The sequence below is a fragment of the Cupriavidus campinensis genome, assembly GCF_905397395.1.
In the GTDB taxonomy this organism is placed as follows: domain Bacteria; phylum Pseudomonadota; class Gammaproteobacteria; order Burkholderiales; family Burkholderiaceae; genus Cupriavidus; species Cupriavidus campinensis.
In genome coordinates this window covers 42,519-54,692 of record NZ_CAJPVH010000014.1, presented here as the reverse complement: position 1 = coordinate 54,692, position 12,174 = coordinate 42,519, and the positions used below count along the sequence as shown (strand labels likewise).

The window sequence follows — 12,174 nt, the reverse complement described above, 5'->3', positions numbered from 1 at the left end:
GGCGGTTCTCCCGGGCGGTGGTTCAAGACAGGGTGTCAGACGCCATGCGGCAGCGGTGCATCCGGATGCACCAGTCCGGCCTGGCGCAGTTCGCGCCAGAAGTCGGCCGGCACCTGGGCCGCCAAAGCGGCGCGGTCTTCGGCGATGCGTTCCGGCCGGCTGGCGCCGGGGATCACGGCTGCCACGGCCGGATGAGCCAGCGAGAACTGCAGGCCGGCCGCCTTCATGGTCACGCCGTGGCGATCGGCGATTGCCTTGATCGCCTGCACCCGGTCCAGGATCGCCGGCGTCGCCGGGGCGTACTCGAAGTTGGGGCCGCCGACCAGCGCGCCGGAGCTGTAGGGTCCGCCGACCACGATGCCCAGGCCGCGGGCGGCCACCTGCGGCATCACCCGCTGCAGGGCCCGCGAATGGTCCAGCAGCGTGTAGCGGCCGGCGAGCAGGAAGCCGTCCGGCCGCGGGCCCTGCAGGTCGAGCAGCAGCTCAATGGGCTCGACCCGGTTCACGCCCAGTCCCCAGGCGCGGATCACGCCTTCGTCACGCAGCCGGTCCAGCGCCTTGAAGGCCCCCTTGCGTGCGGTCTCGAACACGCCGAGCCACTCGTCACCGTAGAAGTCCTGCGCAACATCGTGCACCCACACGATGTCGAGCCGGTCGGTCTTCAGGCGCTGCAGGCTGTCCTCGATCGAGCGCAGCGTCGCCGCCTCGGAGTAGTCGTTGACGATCCGGTTGGCGCGGCCGTGCCGGAACACGTCGCCCTTCTCGCCCAGGTCACGGGCGGTGACGTCCTCCACCTCGTCCAGGACCAGGCGCCCGACCTTGGTGGCCAGCACGACGCTGTCGCGGTCGCGGCCGGCCAGCGCGTCGCCCAGGCGCGCTTCCGCCAGGCCGGCGCCGTAGAACGGCGCGGTGTCGAAGAAGCGGATGCCGTCCTGCCAGGCGGCATCGACGGTCGCCTGCGCCTCGGCTTCGGGAATGGCGCGGAACATGTTGCCCAGCGGTGCGGTGCCGAAGCCCAGGTGGCCGGGGATGAGGTTCTTGAGGGACATGGTGCTCTCCGTTTCGGTGGTGGTATGAGCGAATGATCGGCGGTAGCCAGTGATTCATCCAATTTATTTCCTATAATTCAGTTTTATTGACGACGATATATGTCCGGATGCGGTACGACCTGAACCTGTTGCCGATCTTCGTGGCGCTGATGGAGGAGCGCAGCGTGACCCGCGCCGCCGACCGCCTGGGCATGACGCAAGCGGCGCTTTCCAACGCACTGTCGCGCCTGCGCATCGTGCTGCAGGACCCGCTGTTCATCCGTGAGCGCTATGGCATGCGGCCCACCGCGAAGGCCGAGCAACTCGCACCCGCGCTGACCCAGGCGCTGGCTGCGATGGACACGGTGGTGCTGGGGCAGCGGGACTTCGACCCGTCGCGCGCCGATGAGGTCGTCACGATCGCCCCGAACAGCTACGTGGAGTTTGTGCTGGTGCCCGCGCTGGTCGCCCGGCTGAGCGTGCTCGCGCCAGGCATTCAACTGCGCACGCTGCCCTTCGGCACCGACCTCGCCGAGACGGGCGTGACCTCAGGCACCACCGCGATGGTGCTGGGCCGGATCAGCGATGCGCCAGACAATCTCGTCGTACAACACATTGCGGACGATGGCCTGGCCTGCGTGGTGCGCGCTGATCATCCGACGATCGACAGCCGGATCACGAAGGCGCAGTACGAGCGACTGAAGCACGTCAACGTGCTGCCCCCGGGCCGCCTGCGCGCCGGCCTCTTCCAGGCCCTGGACCGTCAGGGGCTCAAGCGTGAAGTGGTGGTGTCGGTCACGCACTTCGCGACCATCTCCGAGATTGTCGCGGCCACCGACTACTGCGCTACGCTCCCCCAACTAATTTGCCGACGCCTGGCCCACGACCCGCGCCTGAAAGTAGTGCCTGCGCCGGTCGACCTCGGAACGTTTCCGCTGCACATGGCATGGCACGTGCGCTATCGGCAGGACCCGGCGCACATGTGGCTGCGGACCCTGGTCGCCGAGGTGGCGGGTTCACTATGATGGTTGGGGCGGTCAGCCGCCGTCAGCCGCCGTCAGGAACAGTCAGAAGCCATAAGAAGCCGTCAGAAGCGGTAGCCGAGCCCGGCGAGGAACATGTCCGTATCGCGGTTGTATCCGGTCAGGGTTCGGTTCCATGACAGGCGTGCCAGCCAGTGATCACCGACCCGGTAGCTCGTGGACAGCGTCAACAGGCCGGCCCAATGGGACGGCGAGGGGTCCGCGCCGGGGCCGCTGACCTGCAGGCTGGTCGCGTAGTAAGGCCCGGCACCGAAACCCAGCGTCAGCCGGTCTCCCAGGAAGGCCCCGGATACCCAGGCCTGCGATGCCACGCCCCGGCGCCGGACGGCGTTGGCGCTGCCTTCGTCGAGGTAGCTGACCGTCCCTTCCACATAACGCCAAAGCTGGCGCCGATATTCGAGCGCACCGCCAAAGACCATGTCCGAATCGAAGTCGTTGACGACAACGCCACCCAGCAGGACGGTCAGTTCGTTGGGCGTGGCGTCTTTGCCGCGGGAAGCCGATCCCACGACGGGCCCTGGCAGGTGGTCGCGGTCGAGCTGATAGCCCACGCCAAGGAGGAGCGTGTTGGACTGGAAGCCCGAGGTCTGCCACGTCCGGTTAAAGCGCACCTGCAACATCCAGGGGCCCCCGACGTACCAGGTGGCCGCCGCGCTGGCCAACACCCCGACGCCGTGCTGGTTTTCGTAGCTGCCATCGGGCTGGTGGCTGGTGGTGTCGAAATAGAGATAGGGGCCGGCGCCCAGCGAGAGCGCCAACTGCCTGTCCAGCGCGAGGTAGCGCCACCAGAGCTGGGCACTGTGCCCGTCGCGGTGATGGCCGGTGATATGGCCCTCGTTCAGGTAGGTATAGCTGGCGTACCAGTGCTCCGTCAGGTTTTGCTGATAGACGTAGGCATAGGCGTAGCTACGGTCGTCGTCGGCCTGGATTGGCGGGTGGGTGTAGAAGCCGCCGAGCAGCAGCACTTCCTGGCCATGTGCGGCAAGGGGTGCCAGCCACAGGAGTCCTGCGGCGAAGGGCGTCAACCAATGACAACGGGCGCTGGACATCGGTCTCCGCCTTGACGTGGTGTGAACTCGAATTATCCTAGCAGCGGAAAATGGGGAACCCCAAGAAAGTGGCGTATGCTCCACCCTTCATTCACCTGTCAGGCGTCTACACGGAGGACAACCATGGCACGCGTTCGCGTTGAGGGCTTCACTATCTCGCTCGATGGATACGGAGCAGGTCCGGATCAGGACATCAACAATCCGCTCGGCGTTGGCGGGACGGATCTGCACCACTGGCTATTCCCAACACGCACCTTTCAGCAGACCTTGTTCGGCAAGGACGGCGGTACGGCCGGGGTGGACGACGATTTTGCTGCCCGCGGCTTTCAGAATGTCGGGGCATGGATTCTTGGGCGGAACATGTTCGGGCCCATTCGCGGGGACTGGCCGGACGCAAACTGGAAAGGCTGGTGGGGAGATAATCCGCCGTATCACGTTCCAGCCTTCGTCTTGACCCATCATCCTCGTCCTTCCATCGAGATGGAGGGCGGCACGACGTTCCATTTCGTAACCGGAGGCATTCACGAGGCGCTCCGCCGTGCACGCGAGGCCGCTGGCGGAATGGACGTGCGGATCGGCGGTGGGGCGGACACAATCCGGCAATATCTTCGCGAGGGCCTTGTTGACGAACTGCACATCGCCATCGCGCCGGTCTTGCTCGGCCGGGGAGAATCGCTGTTCGGAGGGCTCGACTTGCGGGCGCTGGGATACGCATGCGTTCAATCCGTAGCGTCGGAGAAGGCCACGCATGTCGTGCTACGGCGCCAAGGGCCCAAGGACGCCGCAACGGACGCCGCAACGGACGCCGGCTTGCCGCTGTCTTCCTGAGAGGATTCCGTGAACATTCGTCGGTTCGTCAGCAAGACGGCCGAGCTTTTTTCGCGCGCCACGGCTTTCATGTGGTCGAGCGAAACTTTCCAGTCTGTCGGGGCGTGACGCTGGAAAACGCCCTGATGCGAAAGGTGCTTTGACCAAAAAAAATCCCGCGACGAAGCCGTCGCGGGTGCGGGTACAAATGTCGAGGGGTCAATCACGACAGGCTCATTGTCCATGAATGTATGAGACATTGTCGTCCCCACGCACGGAGGGCACGCACTCCAAGTTAAGTGATTATTTGGCCGCTTCTCTCAGTGCCTCCACCAGCGACGTCATCAGTTCGTTGTCTTCCAGCCCCCGCCGCCACATGATGCCGACGGGCGGCAAGTCCCAGCTCAGCGCAAAGGGCAGGGTAGCGGCGCCGCCCAGCTCCACCAGTTCGGCCGCCACCGAGCGCGGCACGATGGTGATGGCGTCCGGCTGGCGGCGCAGCAGGGTGGCCATCGGCTTGATCGAGTAGGTCTCCACCGTGGGCAGCGGCGGGGCCACGCCGGCCACCGCGAACATCGTATTTATCGTGCGGCGCACCGGCGTATGCGGGGGCGGCAGGATCCAGTCCCGTTCCGCCAGCCGCTTCCAGTCCAGTCCGGCACGGGAGAGCCGCGCGGCGGCGTCCGCCGGCACTACCAGCACCGGCTCCTCCCGATACAGCGGCTGCTGGGCGATGTCCTCGCCGGCCAGGTAGAACGAGCGCGCGATCACGCAATCGAGTTCGTGCTGGCGCAGCGCGTTGACCAGTTCATCGGTGGTCCCTTCCCGCACCAGCATCGAGATACGCGGCGTGTGGCGCAGGCCGAAGTCCAGCGCGGCATCGAGCACGCCGCGCGCCACGTAGGGAATCACGCCGATCCGCAGCCGCCCGCGCAGGCCGGCTTCGATCACCGTCAGCTCGCGCCCCAGCGCCTCCGCGTCGGCCAGCGCCGTGCGCGCGTGGGCCAGCACGGCCACACCGGTGGGCGTCGGCTCCAGGCCCTGGCGCGTGCGGGTGAACAGCGGTGTCAGGAAGATGTCCTCGATCTCGCGCAGCGCCTTGGTCACGGCCGGCTGGGAGAGATTGAGTTCGGCGGCCACGCGCGAGACGGAACGCTGGCGCTCGAGCGCCAGCAGCAGCGGCAGATGCCGCAGGCGCAGGCGCGAAACGACGTTGTGGAGCAGCTTGTCGGACGAAATCGGCATGATGGGCGAAGGAGCGATATAACCAAATGGTAATGCAACAATAATTTTTTCGCCGTTTGCAGTTATTCCGGACTCCTATACTCAAATGCATTCGATACCAGTCATTACGCCATGTTCACCACCCGTCCGGAAATCGTTGGCACCTTCGGCGTTGCCGCTTCCACCCACTGGCTTGCCACGCAGACCGCGATGGGCGTGCTCGAGCGCGGCGGCAATGCCTACGACGCAGCCGTGGCCGGCGGCTTCGTGCTCCAGGTGGTGGAACCGCACCTGAACGGCCCGGGCGGCGAAGTGCCGATCCTCTATTGGGATGAAAAGACACGCGCGATGCGGTCAGTCTGCGGCCAGGGCCCGGCGCCCGCGCTGGCGGACCCCGAGGCGCTGCGCGCCCAGGGCATGGAACTGATGCCCGGCATCGGCCTGATGCCCGCCACCGTGCCCGGCGCGTTCGGCGCGTGGCTGACCATGCTGCGCGACCACGGCACGTGGTCGCTGGCGGACGTGCTCGCGCCTGCCATCGGCTATGCGCGCGATGGCTTCCCGCTGGTGCCGCGCATCTCGCAGGCCATCCTGGCCGTGCAGGCGCTGTTCCGCGACGAATGGCACAGCTCTGCCGACACCTGGCTGCCCGATGGCAAGGTGCCGCGCCCCGGCGCGCTCCATCGGCTGCCGGTACTGGCCGATACCTATACGCGTATCGTCGAGACCGCCCAGTCCAGGAGCGACTCCCGCACGGGCCAGATCGACGCCGCCATGGATTGCTGGTACCGCGGCTTCGTGGCCGAGGCGATCGACGCCTACTGCCGCGACACCCCGGTGCGCGACACCACCGGCGAGAAGCACACCGGCCTGCTGCGTTACGACGACCTCGCCCAGTGGGCGCCCACGGTGGAGGCCCCGGTAACGCTGGACTTCGGCCGCTACACCGTGGCCAAGTGCGATATCTGGAGTCAGGGGCCGATGTTCCTGCAGCAGCTCGGCATGCTGCGCCACGCCGGGCTGGAGGCCCACGCGCCCACGTCCCCCGAATTCGTCCACAAGATTGCCGAGGCCGCCAAGCTGGCGATGGCCGACCGCACCGCCTGGTACGGCGACCCGCGCTTTACGGAAAGCCAGCTCTGCGCGCTGCTCGATCCGCACTACCTGGCCGCGCGCGCGGCGGGCATCGGCGAGCAGGCCGCGCTGACCATGACGGCGGGCACGCTGAACGGCCAGGCGCCGCGCATGCCGGACCTCGACGTGGCCACGCGCACGCTGGCCACCGCCGACGTGCGCTTCGGCGTGGGCGAGCCCACCTTCGCCGCGCTGCCGCCCGTGACCGAATGGGCCGAGCGCGAGCTGTTCGTGGGCGATACCTGCCATATCGACGTGATCGACCGCCACGGCAACATGGTGGCGGCCACGCCGTCCGGCGGCTGGCTGTCGTCGAGCCCGACGATTCCGTCGCTCGGCTTCGCGCTGAACACCCGCCTGCAGATGACCTGGCTCGAGCCGGGCCTGCCGAACACGCTGGCACCGGGCAAGCGCCCGTGCACCACGCTGTCGCCGTCGATGGCGCTGCGCGACGGGGAGCCGTACATGGTTTTCGGCACGCCCGGCGGCGACCAGCAGGACCAGTGGTCCCTGGCATTCTTCCTGCGTCATGCCGTGCATGGCATGAACCTCCAGGAGGCCATCGACGCGCCGGCCTGGCATATCGATCATTTCCCGGGTTCGTTCTGGCCGCGCCAGACCGTGCTCAACCGCATCAGCATCGAGTCGCGCTTTCCGGCGGCCACGCTGGAGGCGCTGCGCGCGCGCGGGCACGAGGTGCGCGTGGGCGACGACTGGTCCGAAGGCCGCATGTCGGCCTGCTCGCGCGAGCGCGATGCCCAGGGCCGGCTGGTGCTGCGCGCGGGCGCCAATGCGCGTGGGATGCAAGGCTATGCCGTGGGCCGCTGACGGGGCGGCAGGCATGGGAAGTATCGCGGAAGCGGTATCGCACAAACAGTCGGCCCGCACGGGGCGGTCCGCACGAAGACAGAGGGAGTTGCAGTCATGAGGTCCGTAGTCAAGAACCTGCTGCGCGGTGCCGCCGCGCTGGCATTGTCGTTCGCCGCCATCTCGGGGGCTGGTGCCGCCGATGCCTATCCGACGAAGCCGATCACGCTGATTGTGCCCTGGGCCGCCGGCGGCTCCACGGACATCCTGGCGCGCGTGCTGTCCGAACACCTGACCAAGTCGCTCGGCCAGCCGGTCATCGTCGACAACCGCCCCGGCGCCTCGGGCAATATCGGCTCGGCCACGGTGGCGCGCGCCCAGCCGGACGGCTACACGCTACTGGTCGGCTCGATGAGCACCCACGCGATGAACCCCTCGCTGATGCCCAACATGCCGTTCAAGGGCGTGGAGGACTTCACCCCGCTGGGGCTGCTGGCCTATGTGACGAACACCATGGTGGTGCATCCGTCCGTGCCGGCGAAGAACGTCAAGGAGCTGATTGCCTACGCCAAGGCCAATCCGGGCAAGCTGGCCTACGCCAGCGCCGGCTCCGGCTCCACCAACCACCTGAGCGCGGTGCTGTTCGCCAAGATGGCCGGCGTGGACATGCTCCACGTGCCTTACAAGGGCGGCGCCCCGGCCGTGGTGGACCTGGTGGCGGGCCAGACGCAACTGCTGTTCTCCGCCGGCACCCAGACGCTGCCGCACGTGAAGGCCGGCAAGCTGCGCCTGCTGGCGGTGACCGAAGCCAAGCGCTCGCCGCTGCTGCCGGACGTACCCACGGTGGGCGAGACCCTGCCCGGCTATGAGCTGTCCGTGTGGTACGGCGCCTTCGGCCCGAAGAACATGCCGGCCGAGCTGGTGACGCGCCTGAACAGCGAGATCAACCGGATCATGACGCTGCCCGAAGTGAAGGCCAAGATGGACAGCATCGGCGTGGAAACCACCACGTCCACGCCGCAGGCGTTCGGCAAGATCCTGCGCCGCGACGCTGACCGCTACGGCAAGCTGATCCGCGAGCTCGGCATCAAGGCGGAGTAAGGGTCGATGGTTGCGAATGTCGCGATGGTCAATCTAGCCAATCTGGCGCGGCTTAACACGCTGTGCGACCAGTTGCGCCACGCGGCGACGCCGGTGGCCGTGCTGGATGCGGTGGGGCAGGCCACGCTGGACCTGCTCGGCCCCGGCCTGCTGACGATCAACACGTGGCAGGCCGAGACCGGCGAAATCGGGCGGCTGTGGTCGTCCGACCCGGCCGCCTACCCGGTGGGCGGCAAGAAGGTCAAGGGCGACACCGCGTGGACGCGCCAGCTGCTGGTGCGCGGCGAGGTCTTCGTCGGCGAGGGCGACGCGGCGCTGGCCGCCGTCTTCGACGACATCGCCGTGATCCGTGGGCTGCGCCTGAATGGCGTGGTCAACGTGCCGCTCTGCGAGGGTGGCCGGGTGATCGGCACCTTCAACTACCTGACCGCCGTGGAAAGCTGGACGGGCGACCAGATCACCGTGCTGCGGGTGCTCGGCCAGATGGCCCTGCCTGCGGTGGCGGCACTGGCCCCGGCCAGCCGCTGAGCCGGCCGCCGAGCCAGCCGCCGAGCCAGCCGAACCCCGGCGCCGGCACCGCTACTCGGTAGTGCTGGCGCTCCAGAAGGCCTGGCTGACCACGCTCGTGGCGCCCAGCCTGGCGACCATCGCGTCGAGCGCGTCGCCATCCACCGACGCAGCGGCCAGCACCGCTTCGATCTCCACATCCTGTTCGCCGAACGCCCGCACCTCCAGGTCGCGGGTGGGGTAGGCGGCCGCTTCCAGCGCTTCTTCCAGCAGCCGCATGGCGAGTTTCTGGTGCTCGCGCGCGGTAATCACGTGCACGGTATGGGTGACTTCCACGGCGGGCGTGTCGATGGGCTGGCGGTTGATGCGGTCCACCACGGGCCGCAGCAGCGTGTTGGCGGCCAGCACGAACAGCGCGCCGATAGCCGCCTCCATGATCAGGTCCGCCCCGGCGCACGCGCCGACCGCCGCCGACCCCCACAGCGTGGCCGCCGTGTTCAGGCCACGCACATTGCCTTCCTCGCGCATGATCACGCCGGCGCCCAGGAAGCCGATGCCGGACACCACGTAGGCCACCACGCGCACCGCCCCATCGTGGCCGGCAAGGTGGTTGGCCATATCCACGAAGATGGCCGCACCCACGGCCACCAGCACGTTGGTGCGCAGCCCGGCCGTGCGCTGGCGGTACTGGCGCTCGTAGCCGATCATGCCGCCGAGCACGAACGCGGCGGCGAGGCTGATCGCGGTATCGAGCAGCGATTGCGGATTGATGTTTTGCAGCGCTTCCAGGGACATGATCGCGGACTCCGGGGCCAGGCGTCGCGCGATTGTGTCACAGGGCTATGGCCGGGGCAAAGCGTCCGGGGCGTGCCAGACCAGCGGCAGCGCCGCCTCGCGCCAGATCACGCGGTCCGGTATCACGCGCCAGAGGCGCTCGGCGCCTTCCCAACCCGGGTGTAGGGCGATCTCCGGGGAGTCGGTCAGCACCTCGGCCCGGCCCGAGAGCTGGAGCAGGTTGCCCGTGGTGTAGTCCACGAAGGCCAGCCCGGCGATCGGGTTGGCGGCCAGGTTCCCGAGCGTATTGAAGAAGCGGTTGCCCGAGAAGTCAGGAATCGTCAGCCCGCCGTCCGCATCGAGCCGCACGAAGCCGCGCGGCCCGCCCCGGTGCGACACATCCACCTGCCGGCTGCCATCGGCCAGATCCACGTAAGACGCCACGAAGAAGGTATCCGCGCCGGCGATCAGCGCGCGCGCCCGCTCGTCCAGGGCGGGCAGGACCTGCGGCGGCTGGTCGGCCGCCACGCCGGGATCGCGCGTGAAATCGAACGCGCGCTGCTGGATGTACTGCGGGCAGTTGCCGAAGCTCTGGCCCACGGCCAGCCGGAAGCCGTCCGGGCCGGTGCGCTCCACCCGGCCGTTCATGCGGTTGCGGCGCCGCGTCATGGGGTCGATGCCGAGCAGGCCGAGGGCGTTGCCGTCATCCATGCCGGCGTCGGCCGGGTCGGCGGGCTCGCGCGCCACCGCCACGTTCAGCGCGCGCGGGTCCGGCGAGTGCAGGAAGCCGGGCGCCCCGGCGCGCAGCGTGGCCCAGACCCGCCCATCCGGCGCCACCGCGCCGAGCACGACCAGCGGCAGCTGGGCGAAGAAGTCGCGGTGCTGGTCAGGCATGTAGTCCCGCACCACGCGCGGGCCGATCTCGGCCATGCGCGCCTGCACGCCGGCGCGCGCCTGGAGCAGGCGTTCGCCGGTGTGCCAGGGCAGATCGGGGAGGAGGGCGGCGTGGGGGGGCATGTTGGGCTCCGGTAGGGTGGACAGCGGGGGCAGCAATCAGGCGGCGAGCCCGACGGCGGTCTTCTGGAACGGCACGAATCCGGGCAGCGCTTCCACGCGGGCCAGCCATTGCCGCACGTGGGCGTAGTCGGCCAAGTCCACAAAGCCTTCGGGCGCGCTGGCGGTGTAGCTGTACAGCGCCACGTCGGCAATCGTCGGCTGATCGGCGGCAATCCACTGGCGGCCGGCCAGCGCGCGGTCCATGCGGCCCAGCACCAGATGCGCCCGGGCAATGACCTGCTCGCTGTTCAGCGGCGCGCCGAACACGGTAATCAGCCGTGCCGAGGCCGGCCCGGCCGCGAGGTCGCCCGCCGCCACGGACAGCCAGCGCTGCACGGCGGCGGCGCCGGCGGGGGTCTCAGGGAGCCAGTCAGTGCGGCCCAGCGTCTTGGCCAGATAGACCATGATTGCGTTGGAGTCCGGCAGCACGGTGTCGCCGTCCACCAGTACCGGCACCTGGCCGAACGGGTTCAGGGCCAGGAATTCGGGCGTCTTGTGCGCACCGGCGCGCAGGTCCACGTCGATGAGATCGACCGGCTGGCCGATCAGGCCGAGGAACAGCCGAACGCGGTGGGAGTGGCCGGAGAGGGGGTAGGCGTACAGTTTCATGTCGGATCCTGGTTGGGGATGCTTCCGACTATAGGTGCCTTCCAGCGCACGAAAAACCGCCGCCGCCAGAAGGCACTCTTGCGCCAACGCGAAGAATGCCGGGTTGCCGCCTGCCGAGCCGCCCTAGCGCAGGGACGGCGCGGCGCGCAGGGTCTCGATGGCGAGGTCCAGGAAGGCGCGCACCTTGTGCATCGCGTGGCGGCCCTCGCGATGGATCACGTTGATCGGCAGCGGCGCCGGCTCGAAGTCCGCCATCACGATCTGCAGGCGGCCGTCGCGCAGTTCATCGGCAATCTGGTACGAGAGCACGCGCGCCAGCCCGAAGCCGTCCACGGCCGCCGCGATGGCGGAATCGTTGGTGGTAGTGGCCATGCGCGGGGAGAGCCGCGTGGGCGTGATCTCGCCGCCGGTCAGGAAGCGCCATTCCGGCAGGGTGGAGATGCCGGTGGTCTGGATCACGGTGTGCGCCGCCAGGTCCGCCGGCTTTGCCGGCACGCCTTGCCGCGCCAGGTAGGCGGGCGACGCGCAGACCACGCGCCGCACATGGCCGACCGCCACCGCCTGGAGCGAGGAGGCGGGCAGGTCGCCAATGCGGATGCCGACGTCGATGCCCTCGTCCACGAAATTGACGATGCGGTCGATAAACAGGCAGTTGACGTCCACCTCCGGGTAGCGCCGCAGGTACTCGACCACGATCGGCGTGACGAAACGGCGCCCGAACAGCACCGACGCCGTGATCGACAACTGCCCGCGCGGCGCCAGGTGTGCGCCCGTGGTGGCCAGTTCGGCCTCGTCGATCTCGGCCAGGATGCGCCGGCAGTTCTCGTAGTAGGCGGCGCCGGTGTCCGTGGGACGCACCAGCCGCGTGGTGCGCGTGAGCAGCCGCACGCCCAGGTGGGCTTCGAGGTCGGTGACGATGCGGCTGACCACCGACAGCGAAATATCGAGCTTGCGCGCGGCCGCGGTGAAGCCTCCGCTTTCCACCACGGTGACAAAGGTCTTCATGGCCTGCAATCGATCCACGCGTGCTCTCCC

At 68.4% G+C, this 12,174-nt stretch carries 12 protein-coding genes; 5 read left to right on the top strand and 7 right to left on the bottom strand.

Annotated elements, in window-relative coordinates; all coding sequences use genetic code 11:
• Nucleotides 1-35 precede the first annotated feature (35 nt).
• Nucleotides 36-1,049: an aldo/keto reductase gene (locus KHO18_RS10980; protein WP_211943168.1), complete on the bottom strand. Its 1,014-nt coding sequence runs from the start codon at nt 1,047-1,049 to the stop codon at nt 36-38.
• Between the two features lie 107 nt (nt 1,050-1,156).
• On the opposite strand from KHO18_RS10980, the gene KHO18_RS10975 reads away from it, so the two are divergent.
• Nucleotides 1,157-2,053, top strand: coding sequence for a LysR family transcriptional regulator (locus KHO18_RS10975; protein WP_144196777.1), 897 nt, complete (start codon nt 1,157-1,159; stop codon nt 2,051-2,053).
• A 62-nt stretch (nt 2,054-2,115) separates the two neighbouring features.
• Here KHO18_RS10975 and KHO18_RS10970 read toward each other — a convergent pair whose 3' ends face one another.
• Nucleotides 2,116-3,120 carry a porin family protein gene (locus KHO18_RS10970; protein ID WP_144196444.1) on the bottom strand — a complete coding sequence of 335 codons (1,005 nt, stop codon included), beginning with the start codon at nt 3,118-3,120 and terminating at the stop codon, nt 2,116-2,118.
• Between the two features lie 123 nt (nt 3,121-3,243).
• Here KHO18_RS10970 and KHO18_RS10965 point away from each other — a divergent pair, with 123 nt between their 5' ends.
• Nucleotides 3,244-3,948, top strand: a complete 705-nt coding sequence (locus KHO18_RS10965) for a dihydrofolate reductase family protein (protein WP_144196445.1) — start codon at nt 3,244-3,246, stop codon at nt 3,946-3,948.
• A 282-nt stretch (nt 3,949-4,230) separates the two neighbouring features.
• Here KHO18_RS10965 and KHO18_RS10960 read toward each other — a convergent pair whose 3' ends face one another.
• Nucleotides 4,231-5,172 carry a LysR family transcriptional regulator gene (locus KHO18_RS10960; protein ID WP_144196446.1) on the bottom strand — a complete coding sequence of 314 codons (942 nt, stop codon included), beginning with the start codon at nt 5,170-5,172 and terminating at the stop codon, nt 4,231-4,233.
• Between the two features lie 111 nt (nt 5,173-5,283).
• On the opposite strand from KHO18_RS10960, the gene KHO18_RS10955 reads away from it, so the two are divergent.
• The 3 genes from KHO18_RS10955 (at nt 5,284) to KHO18_RS10945 (ending at nt 8,721) form a co-directional block, all read left to right on the top strand.
• The gene (locus KHO18_RS10955) at nt 5,284-7,113 is read left to right on the top strand and encodes a gamma-glutamyltransferase family protein (RefSeq protein WP_144196447.1); all 1,830 of its coding nucleotides are present in this window, start codon (nt 5,284-5,286) and stop codon (nt 7,111-7,113) included.
• Between the two features lie 96 nt (nt 7,114-7,209).
• Nucleotides 7,210-8,193, top strand: coding sequence for a Bug family tripartite tricarboxylate transporter substrate binding protein (locus KHO18_RS10950; RefSeq protein ID WP_144196448.1), 984 nt, complete (start codon nt 7,210-7,212; stop codon nt 8,191-8,193).
• A 6-nt stretch (nt 8,194-8,199) separates the two neighbouring features.
• The gene (locus tag KHO18_RS10945; RefSeq protein ID WP_186296772.1) at nt 8,200-8,721 is read left to right on the top strand and encodes a GAF domain-containing protein; all 522 of its coding nucleotides are present in this window, start codon (nt 8,200-8,202) and stop codon (nt 8,719-8,721) included.
• Between the two features lie 51 nt (nt 8,722-8,772).
• On the opposite strand, the gene KHO18_RS10940 is transcribed toward KHO18_RS10945, so the two are convergent.
• From KHO18_RS10940 to KHO18_RS10925, 4 genes are all read right to left on the bottom strand, one after another.
• Nucleotides 8,773-9,495 (bottom strand): MgtC/SapB family protein, encoded by a 723-nt coding sequence (locus KHO18_RS10940; protein ID WP_149138121.1) that lies wholly within the window; start codon nt 9,493-9,495, stop codon nt 8,773-8,775.
• A 45-nt stretch (nt 9,496-9,540) separates the two neighbouring features.
• Nucleotides 9,541-10,491, bottom strand: a complete 951-nt coding sequence (locus tag KHO18_RS10935; RefSeq protein WP_211943167.1) for a pyridoxamine 5'-phosphate oxidase family protein — start codon at nt 10,489-10,491, stop codon at nt 9,541-9,543.
• A 36-nt stretch (nt 10,492-10,527) separates the two neighbouring features.
• Complete coding sequence (locus tag KHO18_RS10930) at nt 10,528-11,139, bottom strand: glutathione S-transferase family protein (RefSeq protein ID WP_144196450.1); 612 nt, start codon at nt 11,137-11,139, stop codon at nt 10,528-10,530.
• A 123-nt stretch (nt 11,140-11,262) separates the two neighbouring features.
• Nucleotides 11,263-12,162: a LysR family transcriptional regulator gene (locus KHO18_RS10925; RefSeq protein WP_211943166.1), complete on the bottom strand. Its 900-nt coding sequence runs from the start codon at nt 12,160-12,162 to the stop codon at nt 11,263-11,265.
• Nucleotides 12,163-12,174: the final 12 nt, after the last annotated feature.